This window comes from Streptomyces sp. H27-H1 (genome assembly GCF_026627445.1).
GTDB lineage: Bacteria > Actinomycetota > Actinomycetes > Streptomycetales > Streptomycetaceae > Streptomyces.
In genome coordinates, this window is record NZ_JAPNLJ010000001.1 from 56967 (window position 1) to 77829 (window position 20863).

The following is a 20863-nucleotide window of genomic DNA, read 5'->3' on the forward strand; positions in this document are numbered from 1 at the left end:
ACCGAACGGAATGGATCACGCGGGGAAACCGGCGGCGGAGAAGAACTGCGGGAGGAATCGGCGTGCAGCTACCGGAACTGAGCGCCGAGATCCGCATACCCGTCCGTGCCCTTCAGCTGTATATACGCATGGGGCTGCTCCCCGCCCTGCCCGTATACGACGAGTCCCACGTCCGCAGAGCCGTACTGGTCCGAACCCTGCTGGACGTCGGCGGTCTTTCGTATTCCGCAAGGCCCGGATGGCCCTGCCCCTGCGCCGGCCGGATCCTGGGCCGCCGCCTGATGCACGAGGTGCACACGGGCTCGGTGCTCGGGGATCCCGCGCTGCTGCCGGACCGCGGCAGGGGCTGGGACCCCCTGGCGGCGTCCCGCGGGACGCGGTGAGGCCGAGCGCGGCCGAACGCCAGGAGAGCGTGCTGCGGGCCGCCGTCGCCGAGTTCGCCACCGGCGGCTACCACGACACCTCGACCGAGGTCACGGCTTTCTTCGCGCACGAGGCACTGGCGGACACGCGAGCGGCCGTGGCCCGGCCGCCTGCGCACTGACCGGCCCGCGCCGGCGCCGAGACCCTCGTCACGCCCACGACCCCGGAAAAAAGAAGAACCCCCGCTCCGGATCTCTCCGGAGCGGGGGTTCTCTCACTTGTGCGCGAGGGGGGATTTGAACCCCCACGTCCCGAAGGACACTGGCACCTGAAGCCAGCGCGTCTGCCGTTCCGCCACTCGCGCAAGTGGCTACCAGCGGTTCTCCCCTTGCGGGCCGTTCCCCTGGCGACATCGGAACATTAGCACGTCGGAAGGGGTGGATTCACATCGCTTTTCGTGCTCTCCCGGCCCCGGCCGAGGACCGCCCCTCCCGCACTCGACCGCCGGTGCGGGACACTGTCCTCGGGGCGCCCCTACGATCGCTTGTGAGGACCAACACTCATGCGCACGTGAGCGATGGGGAACCACCCGAATCCGCCACGCGTGGATACGATCAGTAAGCAGTACAGGGCGACAACGACGGAGGAGGTGCCCCATGGGAGTCCTGAAGCGGTTCGAGCAGCGACTCGAAGGTCTGGTGAACGGCACCTTCGCCAAGGTGTTCAAGTCCGAGGTCCAGCCGGTGGAGATCGCAGGCGCCCTCCAGCGCGAGTGCGACAACAACGCCACCATCTGGAACCGCGAGCGGACCGTCGTCCCCAACGACTTCATCGTGGAGCTGAGCACGGGCGACTACGAGCGCCTGAGCCCCTACTCGGGCCAGCTCGGCGACGAGCTCGCGGGCCTGGTCCGCGACTACGCCAAGCAGCAGCGCTACAGCTTCATGGGCCCCATCAAGGTCCAGCTGGAGAAGGCGGACGATCTGGACACCGGGCTCTACCGGGTCCGCAGCCGCACGCTCGCCGCCAGCACCTCCCAGTCCCCGGGCCAGCCCGGTCAGGGACAGGGACAGGGCCAGGGCCAGGGCCAGGGACACCAGGCCCCCCCGGCCCAGCCCGGCGGCTACGGGTACCCCCCGGCCTCCGCGCCGCCCATGCCCGCCGGTCCGCCCCCGGGCGGACCCGGCGCACGCCGGCCGGGCCCCGGCGGACCGGGCGGACCGGCCCCCGTGGCCACCGGAGGCACCGTCAGGCGCCACTGGATCGAGATCAACGGCACCCGCCACCAGATCTCGCGCCCTACGCTCGTACTCGGCCGTAGCACCGAAGCCGACGTGCGGATCGACGACCCCGGCGTATCGCGCCGGCACTGTGAGATCCGGACCGGAACGCCCTCGACGATCCAGGATCTCGGGTCCACCAACGGCATCGTGGTGGACGGGCAGCACACCACCCGCGCTACGCTCCGCGACGGTTCGCGGATCGTCGTGGGCAGCACCACCATCATTTATCGGCAAGCCGAAGGGTGAAGCGGGGGCAATGTCAGAGCTGACCCTGACGGTCATGCGGTTGGGTTTCCTGGCCGTTCTGTGGCTGTTCGTCATCGTGGCCGTCCAGGTCATCCGCAGCGATCTCTTCGGTACGAGAGTCACGCAGCGCGGTTCCCGACGCGGCGGGGGCGCCGCCGGCGCACCCCAGCAACAGGGCCGCCAGCCGGCGGCTCCACCGCAGCAACGCCAGCGCCGCGGTGCGCCGACCAAGCTCGTCGTGTCCGAGGGCACCCTCACGGGTACCACGGTGGCCCTCGCCGGCCAGACGATCACCTTGGGCCGCGCCCACGACTCCACGATCGTGCTGGACGACGACTACGCCTCCAGCAGGCATGCCAGGATCTACCCGGACCGTGACGGTCAGTGGATCGTCGAGGATCTCGGGTCCACCAACGGCACGTATCTCGACCGGACCCGGCTGACCACCCCGACGCCCATTCCGCCGGGCGCACCGATCCGCATCGGCAAGACCGTCATCGAGCTGCGGAAGTAGTAAGAGAATGAGCGAGCGGAGCGAGCGAGCCGCAGTGGTCCGTCCCACCGGGGACCCGGATCCGAGCGCGCTCCCGACCGGAGGGTGGGCAGTGTGGCTCGTGACCGGTTGTACCCCGAGGCGTCGACAGGGCAGGTGCGCATGAGTCTGTCCCTGCGGTTCGCCGCCGGATCGCACAAGGGCATGATCCGCGAGGGCAACGAGGACTCCGGCTACGCCGGTCCCCGTCTCCTCGCGATCGCCGACGGCATGGGCGGCCAAGCCGCCGGTGAAGTCGCCAGCTCCGAGGTGATCTCCACACTCGTGCAGCTCGACGACGACGTGCCGGGCTCCGACATCCTCACCGCGCTCAGCACTGCCGTGCAGCGCGCCAACGACCAGCTGCGCGTCATGGTCGAGGAGGATCCCCAGCTCGAGGGCATGGGCACCACGCTCACCGCCCTGCTGTGGACGGGCCAGCGCCTCGGCCTGGTCCACGTCGGCGACTCCCGCGCCTACCTGCTCCGCGACGGCATCCTCACGCAGATCACCCAGGACCACACCTGGGTGCAGCGGCTCGTCGACGAGGGCCGGATCACCGAAGAGGAAGCCACCACCCACCCGCAGCGCTCCCTGCTGATGAGAGCCCTGGGCAGCGGCGACATCGTCGAGCCCGATCTCTCCATCCGCGAGGTCCGGGTCGGCGACCGCTACCTCATCTGCTCCGACGGGCTCTCCGGCGTGGTCTCCCACCAGACCCTGGAGGAGACCCTCGCCGACTACCACGGTCCCCGCGAGACCGTGGCCGCGCTCATCCAGCTCGCGCTGCGCGGCGGCGGCCCCGACAACATCACCTGCATCGTGGCCGACGTCCTCGACACCGACAGCGGCGACACCCTGGCCGCGCAGGTCAACGACACCCCGGTCGTCGTCGGTGCGGTCGCCGAGAACCAGCACCACCAGCTCTTCGACGGCGGCAACGCCATGCAGACCCCGGCCGGCCGCGCCTCCGGGCTCGGCCGCCAGGCCTCCCCGCCCGCCGGCGCCTTCGGCCCCCCCGGCAGCGGCGAGGCCCCGGGTTACGGCGGCTACGGCGACCAGGGACAGGGCGGCGGAGCCGACGGGTACGGCAGCTACGGCGAGCCCGACCCGTACGACGGCGACTCCGGCTACGAGGACACGTACGACCACCCGCGCCGGCGCCGCGGCAAGGGCCGCAAGTGGACGACGCGCGCGCTGACCCTGCTCGTGATCCTCGGTGTCATCGGCGGCGGCCTGTACGCCGGCTACCGCTGGACGCAGACGCAGTTCTACATCGGGGTCAAGGGCGAGCACGTCGCGCTGTTCCGCGGGATCAGCCAGAAGCTGGGGCCGCTGGAACTCTCCAAGGTGGAGACCGACCGGCCCGACATCGAACTGAAGTACCTGCCGGCCTTCAAGCGCAAGCAGGTCGTGGACACGATCAGCGAGGGCAACCTCGACACCGCCCGCGAGAAGATCGATCAGCTCGGCACCCAGGCCTCCGCGTGCAAGAAGGACGAGGAGCGACGGGCCGCCGAGGCTCAGGGCAACCAAACGCCGGGCCCCGTCCTGACTGCCGCGGAGCAGCAGGTCGTCAGCCTGTGCGAGAAGCAGTAGACATACGCGGGCACAGGGGGCCCGTCACACCATGAGCGTTGTCACGAACACGACCACCATCGGCGCCATCGAGCTGCCGAGCCGGCGGAACACCGAGCTCCTGCTGCTCGTCTTCGCCGTGGTCATCCCGATCTTCGCCTACGCCAACGCAGGCCTGGCGATCGACGGAAAGCTGCCCCCGGGCATGCTCACCTACGGGCTCGGCCTCGCCGTCCTGGCGGGCATCGCCCACTTCGTCGTACGGCGCTACGCCAAGTACGCCGACCCGCTGCTGCTGCCGATCGCCACGCTCCTCAACGGGCTGGGCCTCGTCCTGATCTGGCGACTGGACCAGTCCGCGCGCCTGCAGAACCTCGCGAAGCGCAGCTACGGGACGTTCACCGAGTCCGCGCCCCGGCAGATGCTGTACACGGCGCTCGGCATCGCCCTGTTCGCCGGCGTGCTGCTGTTCCTCAAGGACCACCGCATCCTGCAGCGGTTCACCTACATCTCGATGGTCGCGGCCCTGGTGCTGCTCCTCCTGCCGCTCGTCCCCGGCCTCGGCGCGGACGTCTTCGGCGCCAAGATCTGGATCCGCGTCGCCGGATTCTCCATCCAGCCCGGCGAGTTCGCGAAGATCGTCCTCGCGGTGTTCTTCGCCGGCTACCTGATGGTCAAGCGCGACGCCCTGGCCCTGGCCTCCCGCCGGTTCATGGGCCTCTACCTGCCGCGCGGCCGCGACCTCGGCCCGATCCTGGCGATCTGGGCGATGAGCCTGCTCATCCTGATCTTCGAGAACGACCTCGGCTCCTCGCTGCTGTTCTTCGGCATGTTCGTGATCATGCTGTACGTGGCTACCGAGCGGACCAGCTGGATCATCATCGGCCTTCTGATGTCGGTCGGCGGCGCCGTCGTGGTCGCCTCCTTCTCCAGCCACGTCGGAGCCCGGGTCAGCGCCTGGCTGGACCCCTTCGGCTGCTGGGCGCGACGCGGCGACGACGCCGGAGCCTGCGAGCAGATCGCCCAGTCGATCATGAGCTTCGGCTCGGGCGGGGTCCTCGGCACCGGCTGGGGACAGGGCCACTCCGACCTCATCCAGTTCGCCGCCAACTCCGACTTCATCTTCTCCACCGTCGGCGAGGAGCTCGGCCTCGCCGGGGTCATGGCCTTCCTGCTGCTCTACGGCCTGATCATCGAGCGGGGCGTGCGCACCTCCCTCGCCGCCCGCGACCCCTTCGGCAAGCTCTTCGCGATCGGCCTCTCCGGCGCCTTCGCGCTGCAGGTCTTCGTGGTCGCCGGCGGAGTCATGGGCCTCATCCCCCTGACCGGCATGACCATGCCCTTCCTCGCGGCCGGCGGCTCGTCCGTCCTCGCGAACTGGATCCTCATCGCCATCCTCATCCGGATCAGCGACACCGCACGCCGCCCTGCCCCGGCCCCGGCACCGTCCCCCGACTCCGAGATGACCCAGGTGGTCCGCCCGTCATGAACAAGCCCCTGCGCCGCATCTCGATCTTCTGCGGGCTGCTCGTCCTGGCACTGCTCGTGCGGACCAACTGGCTCCAGTACGTGAAGGCCGAGGAGCTGAGCACCCGCAAGGAGAACCGCCGGGTCCAGATCGCTCAGTACGCCACCGAACGCGGCAACATCATCGTCGAGGGCAACCCGATCACCGGCTCCACCGTCACCGACGGCAGCGACTACAAGTACAAGCGGAAGTACCTGGACGGTCCGCTCTGGTCCCCGGTCACCGGCTACGCCTCGCAGGCCTTCGGATCCACGCAACTGGAATCCCTCGAGGACGGCATCCTCACCGGCAACGACGACCGGCTCTTCTTCGACCGCACCATCGGCATGTTCACCGGTGAGAAGCGGCAGGGCGGCAACGTCGTCACCACGCTCAACGCCGCCGCCCAGAAGGCCGCGTTCGACAAGCTCGGCTCGAAGAAGGGCGCCGTCGCGGCGATCGACCCGCGCACCGGCGCGATCCTCGCCCTGGTCAGCACCCCCTCGTACGACCCCACCGCCTTCGCCGGCAACTCGAAGACGGACGAGAAGGCCTGGGTCGAGCTCAAGGACAGCGAGGACAAGAAGCTGGTCAACCGCGCCCTGCGCGAGACCTACCCGCCCGGCTCCACCTTCAAGGTGGTCACGGCCGGCGCGGCCCTGGAGCACGGCGTCGTCAAGGACATCAACGCGCCGACGGACACCCCCGAGCCGTACATCCTGCCGGGCACCACCACCCCGATGGTCAACCACGCCAGCGGGTGCGAGAAGGCCAGCCTCATGAAGGCCCTCGAAGTCTCCTGCAACTCCGTCTTCGCCAACATGGGCAACCAGGTCGGGCGGGACAACATGGTGAAGACCGCCGAGAAGTTCGGCTTCAACAACGCCGAGATCGACACCCCGGTCCGCGCCTTCGCCAGCGTCTACGACAAGAACATGGACAAGCCCAGCAACGCCCTGAGCTCGATCGGCCAGTTCAACACCGCGGCCACCCCGCTGCAGATGGCCATGGTCACCGCCGCCATCGCCAACAACGGCAAGCTGATGAAGCCGTACATGGTCAAGCAGCTGGAATCGCCCGGCCTCGACGTCATCGAGAAGCACGAGCCGGAGGAAATGAGCCGGCCCCTCTCCGTCGAGAACGCCAAGAGGGTCCGGGACATGATGGTCAACGTCGTCGACAACGGCACCGGCGGCAACGCCAAGATCAGGGACGTGAAGGTCGGCGGCAAGACCGGCACCGCCCAGCACGGCGAGGGCAACAAGAAGCGCCCGTACGCCTGGTTCATCTCCTACGCCGAGAACCCCGACGGCAGTTCCCCGGTCGCCGTCGCCGTCGTCATCGAGGACAGCGGAGCGGAACGCGAGGACATCTCCGGCGGCGGTCTCGCGGCCCCCGTGGCGAAGGCGGTCATGGAAGCCGTGCTCAAGAGCAACAAGGGGTAACGGGCGGGGCAGAACGCCACACGAGAGCCGCAAGGGACACACAGATGTGATCCGGGTCACTACTCCTGCCCGGATCCGAGCGTACGGTACCGGTCCGGTATCAGCCTGTGGTCACGAACCGATCACCTACGATCGGCCGGTAGCCTTTGCGCGAACAGCACACCGCCGGACCACACACGGGTGCGGTCGGGACTGACGGAGAGGGCTGCAACGTTATGGAAGAGCCGCGTCGCCTCGGCGGCCGGTACGAGCTGAGCCACGTGCTCGGCCGCGGTGGCATGGCCGAGGTCTACCTCGCCCACGACACCCGGCTCGGCCGTACCGTCGCCGTCAAGACCCTGCGCGCCGATCTCGCCCGCGACCCGTCCTTCCAGGCCCGGTTCCGTCGCGAGGCCCAGTCGGCCGCATCGCTCAACCACCCGGCGATCGTCGCCGTGTACGACACCGGCGAGGACTACGTCGACAACATCTCCATCCCGTACATCGTGATGGAGTACGTCGACGGCTCGACCCTGCGCGAGCTCCTGCACTCCGGCCGCAAGCTGCTGCCCGAGCGCACCCTCGAGATGTGCATCGGCATCCTCCAGGCGCTGGAGTACTCGCACCGCGCCGGCATCGTGCACCGCGACATCAAGCCCGCCAACGTCATGCTGAACCGCTCCGGCCAGGTCAAGGTCATGGACTTCGGCATCGCCCGCGCCATGGGCGACTCCGGCATGACCATGACGCAGACCGCCGCCGTCATCGGCACCGCCCAGTACCTCTCTCCGGAGCAGGCCAGGGGCGAGCAGGTCGACGCACGCTCCGACCTCTACTCGGCCGGCTGCCTGCTGTACGAGCTCCTCGCCGTCCGGCCGCCGTTCATCGGCGACTCCCCGGTCGCGGTCGCCTACCAGCACGTACGGGAAGAGCCCCAGCCCCCGTCGAACTTCGACTCCGAGATCACGCCCGAGATGGACGCGATCGTGTTGAAGGCGCTGGTCAAGGACGCCGACTACCGCTACCAGTCCGCCGACGAGATGCGCGCCGACATCGAGGCCTGCCTCGACGGCCAGCCCGTCGCCGCCACCGCCGCCATGGGCCAGGCCGGCTACGGCTACCCCGACCAGGGGCACGGCTACGGACACCAGGGCTACGACCAGCCCACCACCGCCCTGCGCACCACCGACCCGAACCAGACCTCCATGCTCCCCCCGATGCCCCCGGGCGACGGCGGACACGGGTACGGGGACCAGGGCGGATACGACCAGGGCGGCCGCGGCAGACGCCCGCAGAAGAAGAGCAAGGTCTCCACGATCCTGCTGGTCACCGCCGGCATCCTCGTCCTGGTCGGCGCGATCCTCATCGGGCGCACCCTCTTCGAGACCACCGCCGACAACCGGCCCGCGGTCCCCAAGCTCATCGGCGAGACCCTCGAGCAGGCCAAGGCCAACGCGGACAACGTCGGTCTCGTCGTCCAGCAGGACGGGGAGATGCCCTGCGACGTCGCGCCCAAGGGCAGCGTCTGCGAGCAGGACCCGGCCGAAGGCACCAAGGTCGACAAGAAGTCCACCGTCAAGGTGAAGGTCTCCACGGGCGCGCCAAAGATCCTCGTCCCGAACGTCATGTACCTGGCGATCGGTGACGCCGAGAAGGCGCTCCAGGAAAAGGGCTTCCAGGTCGAGAAGAAGACGGCCGAGTCCGAGCGGCCCGCCGGCACCGTCATCGACCAGACCCCGAAGGGCGGCGAGGCCGAGAAGGGGTCCACCGTCACCCTGACGGTGGCCAAGGAGATCTCCAAGGCGACGGTCCCCGACCTGACGGGCAAGAAGCAGGACGAGGTCTCCAAGATCCTCAAGGACGCCAAGCTGAAGCTCGGCAGCGTCACGGAGGTGGACGCGCCCCCGGGCACGGCCCCCAAGACGGTCGTCACCCAGGACCAGGCCCCCAACAGCTCGGTCGACATCGGCACGTCGGTCAACATCTCCGTCGCCAAGGCCGTCCAGCAGGTCCAGGTCCCGAACCTGGCCGGCAAGACGATCAACCAGGCCAGGCAGGAGCTCGCCTCCAAGGGGCTCGTCCTCGGCTCCGTGCTGTCGGGCCCGAGCGACGGGAAGTCGCTCGTCCTGACCTCCGACCCGGGCGTCGGCCAGTCGGTGGCGCCGGGCTCGGTGATCAACGTCAACACCTTCCCCGACGGCCAGCAGAACAACGGCCAGCAGAACGGCGGCGGCAACGGCGGCGGCTTCATCGGAGGCCTCGGCAACTAGCCTCCGGCGATCCGCGAGCGACTGCGCACAAAGGGTCCGGCCCCTCTCGACGAGAGGGGCCGGACCCTTTTGACGTCCCCGCGGTCCGGCGGCGCCACAGCCCCCTCCAGGGGGCTCCTAGCGCAGCTCGGCCGGGAGGCTGCGCTGCGCGTCCACCTTCTCGGTGCGCACCAGCTCGCCCCACACGATGTAGCGGTACTTCGAGGTGTACACGGGCGTGCAGGTCGTCAGGGTGATGTAGCGGCCCGGCGCCGTCCGGCCCGATCCCCCGGGGACCGGGCTGATCGCGTTCACGTTGTACTTCGAGGTCTGGTTCAGCTCGGCGAAGACCTTGTACACGTACCAGGTGTCGCGGGTCTCGAAGACGACCGCGTCGCCGTTCTCCAGCTTGTCGATGTTGTGGAACTTGGCCCCGTGCCCGTCGCGGTGGGCCGCCAGCGCGAAGTTGCCCGCCGGGTCCCACGGCAGCGCCGATTTGACCGGCTCGGTGTAGTACCCGGCCACCCCGTCGTTCAGGACCTCCGAGTCGGTGCCCCGCTTGACCAGCACCTCGCCGTTCTTCATCGCCGGCACGTGCAGGAAGCCGATCCCGCCCTGGGTGTCCAGCTCGCCAGGCTTCGCGGCCGCCTCGGGCGAGGGCGCCGTCCGGTCCCACTGCCGGCGCACGGCGTCACCGCGTACGGAGGCGTCCCGGTCCGCCAGTACGTTCGTCCACCACAGCGAGTACGCCACGAACAGCCCGAGCACCAGGCCCACCGTGATCAGGAGCTCGCCCAGCAGGCTCAGGAACCCCGCGAAGGCACTGCGGCTCGGGGTCGGTGCGGCACGTGACACTGCGGATCCTCTACGGGCTGGCCAGCTCGGGCGGAGCGCCCTCGCTGCGGGGGCGTTCAGCGGTCATCCTGCCCCATACGATCATCCGGTAGGTGCTGGTGAACTCCGGGGTGCAGGTGGTCAGCGTGATGTACCGGCCCGCGGAAGTGAAGCCCGATCCGACGGGCACCGGTTTGATCACCGACACGTTCGACGGCGGGGTCTGCGCCAGCTGCGAGGTCATCTCGTACGTGTAGTACGCGTCCCGCGTCTCCACCACGATCTTGTCCCCCGGCACCAGCCGGTTGATGTAGCGGAACGGTTCGCCATGCGTGTTCCGGTGGCCCGCCAGTGCGAAGTTGCCCTGCTTGTCGGCGGGCATCGCGGTGGCGAGCGGCGCCTCGCCGTAGTGGCCGACCATCCCCCTGTCGAGGACCTTCGCCTTGTTCGTGCCCTCCGCGACCGGCACCTTCAGGTCCAGCTTCGGGATGTACAGGATCGCGAAGCCCCGGCCCGGCTCGAACGCCGTCACGGGCGGGGCGGCCGCCCCGCCCGGATCGCGGTCCCAGGTCTGGAGCAGCGATCCGGCGGCGTTGTCGGCCGTCCGGCCCGCCAGGAAGTTCGTGTACCAGAGCTGGTAGCCGACGAAGAGCAGCATCACCAGGCCCAGCGTGATGAACAGCTCCCCGGCGAGCCTGCTGACGACCACGGCAGGCCCGCCCGAGGCCGGCCGCCTGCGCCGGCGGCCCCGGCCCCGTGCCCGCGTGCGCTTCGATGCCTCCTGCGCCGCCCTGCGTCGCGCGGCCCGGCCCCCCGTGGGCGCGGACGGCGCGAGCGCCGTCACGCGACGGCCTTGCCCACCACCGGGGCCAGCCCCACCGAGCGCTTCACCGCGCCCGCGTCACCGCAGCGCACCAGCCAGTTCGCGAGCATCCGGTGGCCCCACTCGGTCAGCACCGACTCGGGGTGGAACTGCACGCCCTCGACGTCGTGCTCGCGGTGGCGCAGGCCCATGATGATCCCGTCCTCGGTCCGCGCCGTGACCTCGAGCGTGTCCGGGAGGGTGAGGGGCTCGGCCGCGAGGGAGTGGTACCGGGTCGCGGTGAAGGGCGAGGGCAGTCCCTCGAAGACGCCGACGCCCTCGTGGACCACCGGCGAGGTCTTGCCGTGCAGCAGCTCCGGGGCCCGGCCGACGACCCCTCCGTAGGCCACGGCCATCGACTGCATGCCGAGGCAGACGCCGAAGACCGGTACGCCCGTGTCCGCGCAGTGGCGGACCATGTCCACGCAGATGCCGGCCTCTTCCGGCGTGCCCGGGCCGGGGGACAGCAGTACGCCGTCGAAGCCGTCCTGGGCGTGGGCGAGTGCGACCTCGTCGTTGCGCAGCACCTCGCACTCGGCGCCGAGCTGATAGAGGTACTGGACCAGGTTGAAGACAAAGCTGTCGTAGTTGTCGACAACCAGAATGCGCGCGCTCACGGAGTCGCTCCCGATCCCTCGTCCACCGTCACATCGTTGAACGGAAGCAGCGGCTCGGCCCACGGGAAGACGTACTGGAACAGCACGAACACCGCCCCGAGCACCAGCACGAGGGAGATCAGCACGCGTACCCACGCGTTGCCCGGCAAATGCCGCCAGATCCAGCCGTACATGCCGCCTGTGTCCTTTTCGTCCACGATCGTTCAACGCACCGCGGGGGCGGTACGTCCACAGCCTAAAGCCACCCGCCCGGCGCGGAGGGTCACCTTGCCAAACCCTCCGGCCCGCCCTGCGCGAGGGTCCGCGTGCCGGTCAGCTCGGCCCAGACCACGAGCCGGTGGCTGTGGCCCCATTCCGGGTCGCAGGTGGTCAGCGTCAGGTACCGGCCGGGGCCGGTGAAGGGCGAGCGGCTCGGCACCGGATCGACCACCCCGATCTCCGTGGGGAGCGTGCGCAGCGGCGCGGCGCGGACGGTGTACGTGTACCAGCCGGTGGCGTCCTTGAGGATCACGGCGTCGCCGGGGCGCAGCTTGGGGATGTCCTTGAAGGGGTCGCCGTACGTGCGCCGGTGGCCGGCCACCGCGAAGTTCCCGGTGCCGCCGAGCCGGGCCGTGCCGGCGTAGTGGCCCAGGCCCTTCTTCAGCAGGTCCGTGCCGGTGCCCTCCAGGACGGGCTTGTTCCAGCCCGAGCCGAAGCGCGGGACGTACATCTCGGCGAAGGCCCGGCCCCGGGGGTAGCCGGCGGGTACCGGGGCCGCCGCTGCCGTGGGGGCGGGCTGCGGGGCGGCCACGGGGGCCGCGGACCAGCGGTCGCGCATGCGGGCCATCTCCCCGTCCATGGCCTGATCGGCCTTGACCCCGGTCCACAGCAGGACGTAGGCCACGAAGAGCACGATGAGCGAGCCCGCGGACAGGCACACCTCGCTGAACGTCCGTACCAGCAGGCGCAGTACGGCGTCACGGGGTGGCGGACTCCAGCGGCTTCGCATAGTGGAGGTCCACTGTGCCGGAGTAGCCCGGCAGTGTCAGCGCCTTGTGCTCGTCCACTTTCCAGCCGAGCCCGTACGCGTTCACGTACAGCTGGTAGTTCTGCAGCGCCGGGGAGGCGGCGAGGGCCCTCTTCAGCGCGCCGGGGTCGCCGACCGCCGTCACCTTGTACGGGGGCGAGTACACCCGGCCCTGGAGGATCAGCGTGTTGCCCACGCAGCGCACGGCGCTGGTGGAGATCAGGCGCTGGTCCATGACCTGGATGCCCTCGGCGCCGCCCCGCCAGAGGGCGTTGACGACGGCCTGGAGGTCCTGCTGGTGGATCACCAGGTCGTTGGGCTGCGGCTCGGGCACATTGGGAATGCGGGCCGTGGCGTTCGGGGGCGCGTCGTTGAGGGTGACCGTCACGGCCTTGCCGGTGATCTCCTCGGTGCCTGAGGCGGCCCGCAGGGCGGCCAGTTTTGCGTCCTCGGCCCTGGTGCTCCCGTCGTCCCGGTCCGCGAGGGCGTCGACCTGGCCGCGTGCGGTGGCGGTGCTCTTCTCCAGGTCCAGATTGCTCTGACTGCGCTCGTGGATCAGGTCGGACAGCTTGAGGAGCGAGGCATCCGTCCGGATGTTCGTACCCTTGGAGGTGTTGAAGCTGGTGACGAAGATCAAGCCTGCCAGGGCGAAAACGGCGGCGGTGAGCAGCCGGACCGGTCTGGCACGGCGACGGGGACCCGCGGAGGAGTCGTCGGAATTGCTCAACGTACCCTTCTCCTTCAACGCCACAGGTCCACTACGCTAACGGACGCCCGGGGCAGGCAAGGTCCCCAGCCCATCGACAGGAGAGCCCCTCGTGCCGAAGTCACGTATCCGCAAGAAGGACGACTACACCCCGCCTCCCACGCGGACGCCACAGGCGATCAAGCTGACGAACCGCAACTGGGTGGCCCCGGTCATGCTGGCGTTCTTCTTGGTCGGTCTGGCATGGATCGTCGTCTTCTATCTGTCCGAGACCCAGCTTCCGATCGAAACTCTCGGAAATTGGAACATTGTGGTCGGATTCGGCTTCATTGCGGCAGGATTCGGCGTCTCCACGCAGTGGAAGTAGCCCGACTCCGCAAGCTCTCCCCATGAGTTATCCACAGCGTCATCCACACCTGAGGAAAAGACAGAAGATCTGTGGATAACTCTGTGGAGAGTTGACGCCTGTGTGATCAGATGAGTGCGGAAAGTTCGACGGTCCGAACCACGATCAGGGCTGTGGCCAGCAAGAACACCGCCACACAGGTGCCCCACTGAACGAGTTTGCGATTCCGCGCGCTGTGGCCCTTCGCGGGCCACAGCAGGCCCAGCGCGACCAGTACGCCTGTGATCAGACCGCCGACATGGGCCTGCCACGACACGTTCAGGCCGAAGAGCGGCACGAAAGTCAGCACCAGCATGAACACCACCATGGTGATCAGCGGGCGCATCTCGTACCGCATCCGGCGGGTCAGCACCAAGGTGGCGCCGAGCAGCCCGAAGACGGCGCCGGAGGCTCCGAGGGTCGCGCCGTTGTACGGGGTCAGCAGATAGACCAGAGCGCTGCCGCCCAGGGCCGAGATCAGGTACACGGTGAGGTAGCGGGCCCGGCCGAGCGCTTGCTCCAGCGGTCCCCCGATGAACCACAGGCCGAGCATGTTACCGAGGATGTGCATCGGCTCGACGTGCAGGAACGTCGAGGTCAGCAACCGGTAGTACTCGCCCGTGGAGACGCCTTCGGGCGGCCCGCCGACCTGCTCGCGGTACCAGCCCACGAGCTCCAGCCCGAGCTCCAGCCCCGGGAAGACGAGGACCGCCAGAAACACGGCCACGTTGATCCCCATCAGGACCTTGGTGACCAGGTACGGATCGGCGGCGACCACCCCGCCCGCGATGGTGCGCGGGGCATTGGCGGCCGGCCCGTGGCCGGTTCCCGAGCCCCCGCGGACGCATTCGGGGCACTGGAAGCCGACCGAGGCGCTGATCATGCAATCCGTGCAGATCGGCCGCTCGCAGCGGGCGCAGCTGATCCCGGTGTCACGTTCCGGATGGCGGTAGCAGCCCGGAAGACGGTCGGTGTCCATCGGTCCCCTCGGTCACCTCGCTCGGCGACGGTCGCCGGCGGCAGCGGTCATCGGTCATCGGTCATCGGTGGGACGAAGGCGGTGCGGCCGGTCCGCCGCGCCCGTCCGGTACGTACCGAGGACGGACGGGCGGGGCCGAAGGTTCCCGTACGGCGCAGGCGCCGGTCAGCGCTTCTCGATGACGACGGACTGGATGATCACGTCGTCGAGGGGGCGCTCGGTGCGCGGGTTGGTGGGGGAGGCGGCGATGGCGTCGACGATCTTCTGGCTGGCCTTGTCGCCGATCTCGCCGAAGATGGTGTGCTTGCGCGTCAGCCAGGCGGTGGGGGCGACGGTGACGAAGAACTGCGAGCCGTTGGTGCCCGGACCGGCGTTCGCCATCGCGAGCAGGTAGGGCTTGGTGAAGGCCAGGTCGGGGTGGAACTCGTCGGCGAACTGGTAGCCGGGGCCACCGGTGCCGTTGCCGAGCGGGTCACCGCCCTGGATCATGAACCCGCTGATGACGCGGTGGAAGACGGTGCCGTCGTAGAGCCGGTCCGTGGTCTTCTGGCCGTCCGTGGGACGCGTCCACTCGCGCTCACCGGTGGCGAGTTCGACGAAGTTGCGCACGGTCTTCGGAGCGAAGTTCGGCAGAAGCTCGATCTCGATGTCGCCGTGATTGGTCTTCAGGGTGGCGTAGAGCTTCTCGGCCACGGATCTGCCTTCCCTAGTCATCACTGTCGGTTTCAGATCCTCCCACGGAGGGCCACACCGAACAGAAATCGTCCACTCGTATGCCCTGTCACGCGTGCCCGTCGAAGGTATGGGAGGCATGATCCGACAAAGGGTGGAAAGGTGAACTGTGTCCGCCACCGAGGAGGAGGATCCTGTGACCCGCAAGGAAAGCGTGCGTCTGGCAGCGACAAGTGCCAGGGATACGGCGCGGCACGCAGCGGAAGTGGTGGCGCCGTACGCGGAATCCGCCAAGCACGCTGCGGTGCATTATGCCCACGAAGCCAATGAACGACTCGCCCCGAAGGTGTCCTACGCCGCGGGCGAGGCTGCCAAACAGGCCCGAACGACGTACGGCTGCCACGTTCAGCCCCGGATCAAGTCGGCGCGCGCCCATGTGCCGCCGAACGTGGACCGGGCGGCATCGAACGCCGTGAAGCAGACCCGCCTGGCGGCCCGGCACGCGGCGGACTACACGCAGCCGCGGCTGGAGAGCGCCCTCGCGGCGGCCCAGCCGGTGGCCGAGGAGGCCGCTTCGCGGTCGACGGCGGCGCTGGCGGCGCTGCGCGGCCAGGTATCGGCCAAGGAGGTCCAGAAGCTGGTACGGCGCCATGAGCGGCGGGCCCGCTACGGCCGGCTGTTCAAGGGCGTCGCGGTCTTCGGCGTCCTGGCCGGCGGGGCCTACGCCGCGTGGAAGTGGTGGGACCAGCAGTCGAACCCGGACTGGCTCGTCGAGCCGCCGGCCCCCACCGAGCTGGCTCGGGAGGAGGCGCCGGCCTCCTTCGACGAGGAGCTGGCGGCGAAGGAGCGCGCGACCGGGACGGACTCCGAGTCCAGCCTGGAAGCCGAGGCGGAGGCCGCGCAGGAGCGGATCGACGCGGAGGACGCGAAGCGCAAGCACCGCTGAGAACCGGCACCGCGAACGACCGGCACGGCGAAGAAGAGGGGCCCGGATCCTTTCCCAGGATCCGGGCCCCTCTTCGGTTTCCGCGTTCTCCCTCTCCGCTCCCGCCTAGCTCGGGAGGTTGAGCTTCATCCCCGGGTGGATCATGTCGGGGTTGGAGCCGATGACGCCCTTGTTCATGGCGTACAGCTCGCGCCAGCGGCCCTCGTTGCCGAGCTCGCGGCGGGCGATCGCGGAGAGCGAGTCCCCGGAGCGGACGGTGTACGTGCGCTGCACTTTCGGCGCGGGCTTCGGGGCCGCCGGCACCGCCTTGTGCGCGGCGGAAGCCGGAGTGGGCGTGTGCGAAACGGGCCGCGCGACGGGGGGCGCCGGGGCGGCGGCCCTGGGCGGCGCGGGTGCGGCCTTGGGCGGCGCCGCGGCCGCCATGCGCTCGGCGGCCGCCTTGGTCGCCGCCGCCGAGTCGCTGTACTTGGTCCCGGCGTTTCCGGGCATCGCGGCCGACGGGGCCGCGGGAGCGGCCGCAGCCTGCTGTTGCACCTGCTCAGCGGCCTTCTCCGCCGCCTTCTCGGCTTGTTCCTTCTTCTTGTCGGACCTCATGAAGTCGAACAGTCCCATGTGCGTACGCCTCCGGCATGGTGGTGCCCCCCTGGGCTTGAGTACCTCTTCCACTCTCTTCCAGAAGGCGCCCGACGGCCCTGTGACTGAGCCATCCGGGGGTCCGGATGGCTACTGGCGGGCCCGACGGGCCGGCCGCGGACTCTCCGACGGAGTCTCCAGATCGCTCTTGACCAGCAGGTTCATGATGCGCAGCAAGGCCTCGCGGTCATCATCCGGGAGGGATGCGAGAGCGTCGGCGTGCACCTGGTCGACGATGCGGCTGCTCTCGCGGGCCAGGGCCGCACCCTGCTCGGTGACGACGATGACGCGGGCCCGGCGGTCCGTGCCGGACTGCCTCCGCTCGGCCAGTCCGGCCTTCTCCAGGGCGTCGACGGTGACGACCATCGTCGTCTTGTCCATGCCGCCGATCTCGGCGAGCTGGATCTGGGTCCGTTCCTCCCCGAGGGCGTGCACGAGTACGCAGTGCATCCGTGCTGTGAGCCCGATCCGGTCGAGGGCAGCCGACATCCGCGTGCGCAGGACGTGGCTGGTGTGGTCCAGAAGGAAGGAGAGGTCCGGCTCGTTCCGGGCGGGTGCCATGGCAGTCATGTCCACCAGCCTAACAACTAAGTTCCCAACAGATCGTCTGCAACAGAACTATCTGATACGGTCTTACCAAGTCAGCCCGCCGATCACCGACTGGGGACACAGAGATGCCTGCCACTTCCGCTCCCGCCGCCACTGCTCCTACCGCTCCCGCCACTTCCGCTCCCGCCGCCTCCGCTTCCGTCCCGGCCGCACCGCGTGGGCCGCGCTCCCGGTGGACCGCCCTCGGGGTGCTCTCCACCGGCGTGCTGATGACGGTCCTCGACGGCAGCATCGTCACCGTCGCGATGCCCGCCATCCAGAACGACCTGGGCTTCACCCCCGCCGGACTCAGCTGGGTCGTCAACGCCTACCTGATCGCCTTCGGCAGCCTGCTGCTCCTCGCCGGCCGGCTCGGCGACCTCATCGGCCGCAAGCGGATGTTCCTGGCCGGGACCGGCGTCTTCACCGGAGCCTCCCTGCTCGCCGGATTCGCCGGCTCTCCCGAGGTACTGATCGCCGCCCGGTTCCTGCAGGGCCTGGGCAGCGCCATGGCCGCGGCCGTCAGCCTGGGCATCCTGATCACGCTGTTCACCGAACCCCGCGAGCGGGCCAAGGCCATCGCCGTCTTCTCCTTCACCGGCGCGGCCGGTGCCTCCCTGGGGCAGGTGCTCGGCGGGGTGCTGACCGACGCCCTCGACTGGCACTGGATCTTCTTCATCAACCTGCCCATAGGACTCGCCGCCCTCGTGCTGGCCCTGCCCGCGCTGCCAGGCGACCAAGGACTGGGCCTGCGCGCCGGAGCCGACGTACTCGGCGCCTTCCTGGTCACCGCCGGTCTGATGCTCGGCATCTTCACCGTGGTCGAGGTGGAGCGCTACGGCTGGGTCTCCGCGCACACCCTCGGCCTCGGCACGCTCTCGGTCGCCCTGCTCGCCGGCTTCACCGCACGCCAGGCCAAGGCCCGCACCCCTCTGGTACCGCTGCGGATCTTCCGCTCCCGGACCGTGGTCGGCGCGAACCTGGTCCAGATGCTGATGGTGGCCGCACTGTTCTCCTTCCAGGTCCTGGTCGCCCTGTACCTCCAGAACGTGCTGGGCTACGGAGCCGCCGAGACCGGCCTCGCGATGCTCCCTGCGGCCGTGGTCATCGGCGCGGTCTCGCTCTTCGCCTCGGCCCCGCTGAACGCCCGCTTCGGCGAACGGCGCGTCCTCCTGGCCGGACTCGCCCTGCTCGTCGGCGCCCTGGGCCTGCTGACCCGTCTCCCGGTCCGCGCCGACTACGTCACCGACCTGCTCCCCGTGATGCTGCTGGCAGCCGGCTTCGGCCTGGCCCTCCCCGCCCTCACCACGCTCGGCATGTCCGGCGCCGACGAGCGGGACGCGGGCCTCGCCTCGGGCCTGTTCAACACCACCCAGCAGATCGGCATGGCCCTCGGCGTCGCCGCCCTCTCCACCCTGGCGGCCGCCCGTACCGACTCCCTGCTCGGCACCGGCCTGGACCGCGCCGAGGCCCTGACCAGCGGCTACCACCTGGCCTTCGGCATCGGAGCCGGGCTGATGGTCACGGCGCTCGCGGTGGCCGCGACCCTGGTGCGGACCGGCCGGCGCCGGTGACTCCCGCCCGATGTTTCACGTGAAACATCGGGGCAGCCGGGCTGACCGATACGGCCGTGGGCCGCTCCGCACATCGGAGCGGCCCACGGCTGTTCGCTGTTACGGAGCGAGGACAGGAATCCCACGTTCCGGCCGATCAGGATCCGTAGATTTCTCATCAGCAGCCCCGCAGACGTGACCGGACAAACCCCGACAGCGACACCGCGGCATGCGACTCTCCGCCCCTTCCGAGACAATGCTCCAAGGAGTCGTTATGCGTACCGCCCTGCGTACCTCGATCGTCACCGCCGCCCTCGCCGCAGCCCTCCTGGCCCCCGCGGCGACCGCCCTCGCCGCGCCCGCACATACCGCGACGGCCGTGACGTCGACCTCGGCGGTACCCGCCGGCACTCCCGTCGGCACTCCCGGCAGCGACCGCTACGACGGCGAGATCCACCAGGTCGCCGACGGCCGCATCGCCGTACTGCGCAACAAGTCCGAAGGCCCCGAAGTCTGGATCCGCGCCGTCGCCCCCGACTGGAAGCCCGGCGACGGCTGGGCCGGCCGCGTCCTGGCCAAGCTCGACGCCACCCACAAGCGCTCCGTCATCGACGGCATCGAGTACGACCTCAAGAAGATCGAAGACGGCCCCCACCAGGGCCGCTGGCTTCTCACCGTCCGCGTCCTCGGCGAAGGCGCCGCCAACGGCACCTACTTCCTCCCCAAGGCCACACCCACCACCAAGCCCTCCGCGAAGCCCACCACCAAGCCCGCCGTGAAGCCCGCCGTGAGGCCCGCCAACAAGCCGGCCACGCAGACCGCCGCCGACACCAAGCCGCAGACCGCCGTCGTCCCCAAGGGCCCCGTCGCCGCAGGCGCCGAACTCGCCACCCAGGACAGCGGCGACAGCACCATCACCACCGCCACCGGCGCCGCCCTCATCGCCGTACTCGCCGCACTCGGCGCCACCCTCACCATCCGCGACCGCAAGACTCGCACCCGCGGCTGAGGAACCCGCCCCGGCCTGCGCCGACCCACACGAAAAACCCCGCCTGACCAGCGTTTCAGCTGGTCAGGCGGGGTTCGTAGTGTGGAGCCTAGGAGATTCGAACTCCTGACATCTGCCTTGCAAAGGCAGCGCTCTACCAACTGAGCTAAGGCCCCGGATCCGGACGCGGCCGTACTCCGGGAGGGAGTGACCGTTCCGAAGGACAGAGTACCGGGTGTACCCCCTCATCCCGCAAAATGATAGGGACTCCCGCCCCGCGACCACTCTCCGTAAGATGCTCGCGAGGTTCGCACCAGCGAAGGGGAGTAGTAAGAGTGGACGCAGTACAGCAAGAGGCTACGGCCAGAGCCAGGGAACTTCAGCGGAGTTGGTACGGGGAGCCGCTCGGCGCGCTCTTCCGCCGGCTCATAGATGACCTCGGTTTGAACCAGGCCCGCCTCGCTGCCGTCCTCGGACTGTCGGCACCGATGCTGTCCCAGCTGATGAGCGGTCAGCGGGCCAAGATCGGCAACCCCGCCGTGGTCCAGCGGGTTCAGGCTCTCCAGGATCTCGCCGGCCAGGTGGCCGACGGGAGCGTCAGCGCGGCAGAGGCAACCGACCGGATGGACGAGATCAAGAAGACCCAGGGAGGTTCCGTCCTCAGCAACAGCAGCAGCCAGACCGCCACCGGTTCCGGCGCCCCCACCGTCAAGCGCGTCGTACGCGAGATCCAGTCGCTGCTGCGCTCGGTCTCCGCGGCCGGCGACATCATCGACGCGGCGGACACCCTCGCCCCCACCCACCCGGAACTGGCAGAGTTCCTCCGGGTGTACGGAGCGGGCCGCACTTCCGACGCACTCGCGCACTACGAGGCCCACCAGAACTGATACGCGACGCACGCGACGCACGCAG

At 69.5% G+C, this 20863-nt stretch carries 22 protein-coding genes, 2 tRNA genes and 1 pseudogene; 13 read left to right on the forward strand and 12 right to left on the reverse strand.

Going from position 1 to position 20863, the window contains the following annotated elements; all coding sequences use genetic code 11:
* Nucleotides 1-62: 62 nt before the first annotated feature.
* Nucleotides 63-383 carry a MerR family transcriptional regulator gene (locus tag OTB20_RS00250; protein WP_267814365.1) on the forward strand — a complete coding sequence of 107 codons (321 nt, stop codon included), beginning with the start codon at nucleotides 63-65 and terminating at the stop codon, nucleotides 381-383.
* The gene (locus OTB20_RS42675) at nucleotides 380-544 is read left to right on the forward strand and encodes a hypothetical protein (protein WP_420716288.1); all 165 of its coding nucleotides are present in this window, start codon (nucleotides 380-382) and stop codon (nucleotides 542-544) included. The genes OTB20_RS00250 and OTB20_RS42675 overlap by 4 nt, the downstream gene beginning before the upstream one ends.
* Before the next feature lie 100 nt (nucleotides 545-644).
* Here the strand turns inward: OTB20_RS42675 and OTB20_RS00260 are convergent.
* A tRNA-Leu gene (locus OTB20_RS00260) sits at nucleotides 645-727 on the reverse strand.
* A 292-nt stretch (nucleotides 728-1019) separates the two neighbouring features.
* Between OTB20_RS00260 and OTB20_RS00265 the strand changes: the two genes are divergently transcribed.
* The 6 genes from OTB20_RS00265 to pknB all read left to right on the forward strand — a co-directional run bounded on the left by OTB20_RS00265 (nucleotide 1020) and on the right by pknB (nucleotide 9203).
* Nucleotides 1020-1892 (forward strand): FhaA domain-containing protein, encoded by an 873-nt coding sequence (locus tag OTB20_RS00265; protein WP_267814366.1) that lies wholly within the window; start codon nucleotides 1020-1022, stop codon nucleotides 1890-1892.
* 10 nt (nucleotides 1893-1902) lie between these two features.
* Nucleotides 1903-2406 (forward strand): FHA domain-containing protein FhaB/FipA, encoded by a 504-nt coding sequence (locus OTB20_RS00270; protein WP_267814367.1) that lies wholly within the window; start codon nucleotides 1903-1905, stop codon nucleotides 2404-2406.
* Nucleotides 2407-2547: 141 nt separating this feature from the next.
* Nucleotides 2548-4023, forward strand: coding sequence for a PP2C family protein-serine/threonine phosphatase (locus OTB20_RS00275; RefSeq protein WP_267814368.1), 1476 nt, complete (start codon nucleotides 2548-2550; stop codon nucleotides 4021-4023).
* A 31-nt stretch (nucleotides 4024-4054) separates the two neighbouring features.
* Entirely contained in the window at nucleotides 4055-5491 is a 1437-nt protein-coding gene (locus tag OTB20_RS00280; RefSeq protein ID WP_267814371.1) for an FtsW/RodA/SpoVE family cell cycle protein, read from the forward strand.
* Nucleotides 5488-6954: a peptidoglycan D,D-transpeptidase FtsI family protein gene (locus tag OTB20_RS00285; protein ID WP_267814373.1), complete on the forward strand. Its 1467-nt coding sequence runs from the start codon at nucleotides 5488-5490 to the stop codon at nucleotides 6952-6954. Before OTB20_RS00280 ends, OTB20_RS00285 begins: the two co-directional genes overlap by 4 nt.
* Nucleotides 6955-7169: 215 nt before the next feature.
* Nucleotides 7170-9203 carry a Stk1 family PASTA domain-containing Ser/Thr kinase gene (gene pknB / locus OTB20_RS00290; RefSeq protein WP_267814374.1) on the forward strand — a complete coding sequence of 678 codons (2034 nt, stop codon included), beginning with the start codon at nucleotides 7170-7172 and terminating at the stop codon, nucleotides 9201-9203.
* Between the two features lie 117 nt (nucleotides 9204-9320).
* Here pknB and OTB20_RS00295 read toward each other — a convergent pair whose 3' ends face one another.
* The 6 genes and pseudogenes from OTB20_RS00295 to OTB20_RS00320 all read right to left on the reverse strand — a co-directional run bounded on the left by OTB20_RS00295 (nucleotide 9321) and on the right by OTB20_RS00320 (nucleotide 13228).
* Nucleotides 9321-10037 (reverse strand): class E sortase, encoded by a 717-nt coding sequence (locus OTB20_RS00295; protein ID WP_267814376.1) that lies wholly within the window; start codon nucleotides 10035-10037, stop codon nucleotides 9321-9323.
* A gap of 10 nt (nucleotides 10038-10047) precedes the next feature.
* A pseudogene (locus OTB20_RS00300) lies at nucleotides 10048-10914 on the reverse strand (class E sortase); the annotation flags it as partial.
* A complete protein-coding gene (locus tag OTB20_RS00305; RefSeq protein ID WP_267814378.1) occupies nucleotides 10857-11495 on the reverse strand; it encodes an aminodeoxychorismate/anthranilate synthase component II in 639 nt (212 codons plus the stop codon). The gene OTB20_RS00305 and the pseudogene OTB20_RS00300, both read right to left, overlap by 58 nt.
* Entirely contained in the window at nucleotides 11492-11692 is a 201-nt protein-coding gene (locus tag OTB20_RS00310; RefSeq protein WP_267814708.1) for a hypothetical protein, read from the reverse strand. The genes OTB20_RS00305 and OTB20_RS00310 overlap by 4 nt, the downstream gene beginning before the upstream one ends.
* Before the next feature lie 65 nt (nucleotides 11693-11757).
* Complete coding sequence (locus tag OTB20_RS00315) at nucleotides 11758-12483, reverse strand: class E sortase (protein ID WP_267814381.1); 726 nt, start codon at nucleotides 12481-12483, stop codon at nucleotides 11758-11760.
* Nucleotides 12452-13228, reverse strand: a complete 777-nt coding sequence (locus OTB20_RS00320; protein WP_267814383.1) for a DUF881 domain-containing protein — start codon at nucleotides 13226-13228, stop codon at nucleotides 12452-12454. Before OTB20_RS00320 ends, OTB20_RS00315 begins: the two co-directional genes overlap by 32 nt.
* A 91-nt stretch (nucleotides 13229-13319) precedes the next feature.
* Here OTB20_RS00320 and crgA point away from each other — a divergent pair, with 91 nt between their 5' ends.
* Nucleotides 13320-13574, forward strand: coding sequence for a cell division protein CrgA (crgA, locus tag OTB20_RS00325; protein WP_267753165.1), 255 nt, complete (start codon nucleotides 13320-13322; stop codon nucleotides 13572-13574).
* A 106-nt stretch (nucleotides 13575-13680) separates the two neighbouring features.
* Here the strand turns inward: crgA and OTB20_RS00330 are convergent, their stop codons facing one another.
* Together OTB20_RS00330 and OTB20_RS00335 are read right to left on the reverse strand one after the other, a co-directional pair.
* The gene (locus OTB20_RS00330; RefSeq protein ID WP_267814384.1) at nucleotides 13681-14571 is read right to left on the reverse strand and encodes a rhomboid family intramembrane serine protease; all 891 of its coding nucleotides are present in this window, start codon (nucleotides 14569-14571) and stop codon (nucleotides 13681-13683) included.
* A 165-nt stretch (nucleotides 14572-14736) separates the two neighbouring features.
* Nucleotides 14737-15264 (reverse strand): peptidylprolyl isomerase, encoded by a 528-nt coding sequence (locus tag OTB20_RS00335; protein ID WP_267814385.1) that lies wholly within the window; start codon nucleotides 15262-15264, stop codon nucleotides 14737-14739.
* Between the two features lie 175 nt (nucleotides 15265-15439).
* On the opposite strand from OTB20_RS00335, the gene OTB20_RS00340 reads away from it, so the two are divergent.
* A complete protein-coding gene (locus OTB20_RS00340; RefSeq protein ID WP_267814386.1) occupies nucleotides 15440-16189 on the forward strand; it encodes a DUF5324 family protein in 750 nt (249 codons plus the stop codon).
* A 105-nt stretch (nucleotides 16190-16294) separates the two neighbouring features.
* Here OTB20_RS00340 and OTB20_RS00345 read toward each other — a convergent pair whose 3' ends face one another.
* Both OTB20_RS00345 and OTB20_RS00350 read right to left on the reverse strand, forming a co-directional pair.
* Complete coding sequence (locus tag OTB20_RS00345) at nucleotides 16295-16801, reverse strand: LysM peptidoglycan-binding domain-containing protein (RefSeq protein ID WP_267814388.1); 507 nt, start codon at nucleotides 16799-16801, stop codon at nucleotides 16295-16297.
* A 111-nt stretch (nucleotides 16802-16912) separates the two neighbouring features.
* The gene (locus OTB20_RS00350; RefSeq protein WP_267753172.1) at nucleotides 16913-17392 is read right to left on the reverse strand and encodes a MarR family winged helix-turn-helix transcriptional regulator; all 480 of its coding nucleotides are present in this window, start codon (nucleotides 17390-17392) and stop codon (nucleotides 16913-16915) included.
* Nucleotides 17393-17496: 104 nt separating this feature from the next.
* Here OTB20_RS00350 and OTB20_RS00355 point away from each other — a divergent pair, with 104 nt between their 5' ends.
* Together OTB20_RS00355 and OTB20_RS00360 are read left to right on the forward strand one after the other, a co-directional pair.
* Complete coding sequence (locus OTB20_RS00355; protein WP_267814389.1) at nucleotides 17497-18984, forward strand: MFS transporter; 1488 nt, start codon at nucleotides 17497-17499, stop codon at nucleotides 18982-18984.
* A gap of 253 nt (nucleotides 18985-19237) precedes the next feature.
* The gene (locus OTB20_RS00360; RefSeq protein ID WP_267814390.1) at nucleotides 19238-19972 is read left to right on the forward strand and encodes a hypothetical protein; all 735 of its coding nucleotides are present in this window, start codon (nucleotides 19238-19240) and stop codon (nucleotides 19970-19972) included.
* Between the two features lie 82 nt (nucleotides 19973-20054).
* Here the strand turns inward: OTB20_RS00360 and OTB20_RS00365 are convergent.
* Nucleotides 20055-20127, reverse strand: a tRNA-Ala gene (locus OTB20_RS00365).
* Nucleotides 20128-20286: 159 nt separating this feature from the next.
* On the opposite strand from OTB20_RS00365, the gene OTB20_RS00370 reads away from it, so the two are divergent.
* On the forward strand, nucleotides 20287-20838 hold the full coding sequence (locus OTB20_RS00370; RefSeq protein WP_267814391.1) for a helix-turn-helix domain-containing protein: 552 nt from the start codon (nucleotides 20287-20289) through the stop codon (nucleotides 20836-20838).
* The last annotated feature ends 25 nt before the right edge of the window (nucleotides 20839-20863 follow it).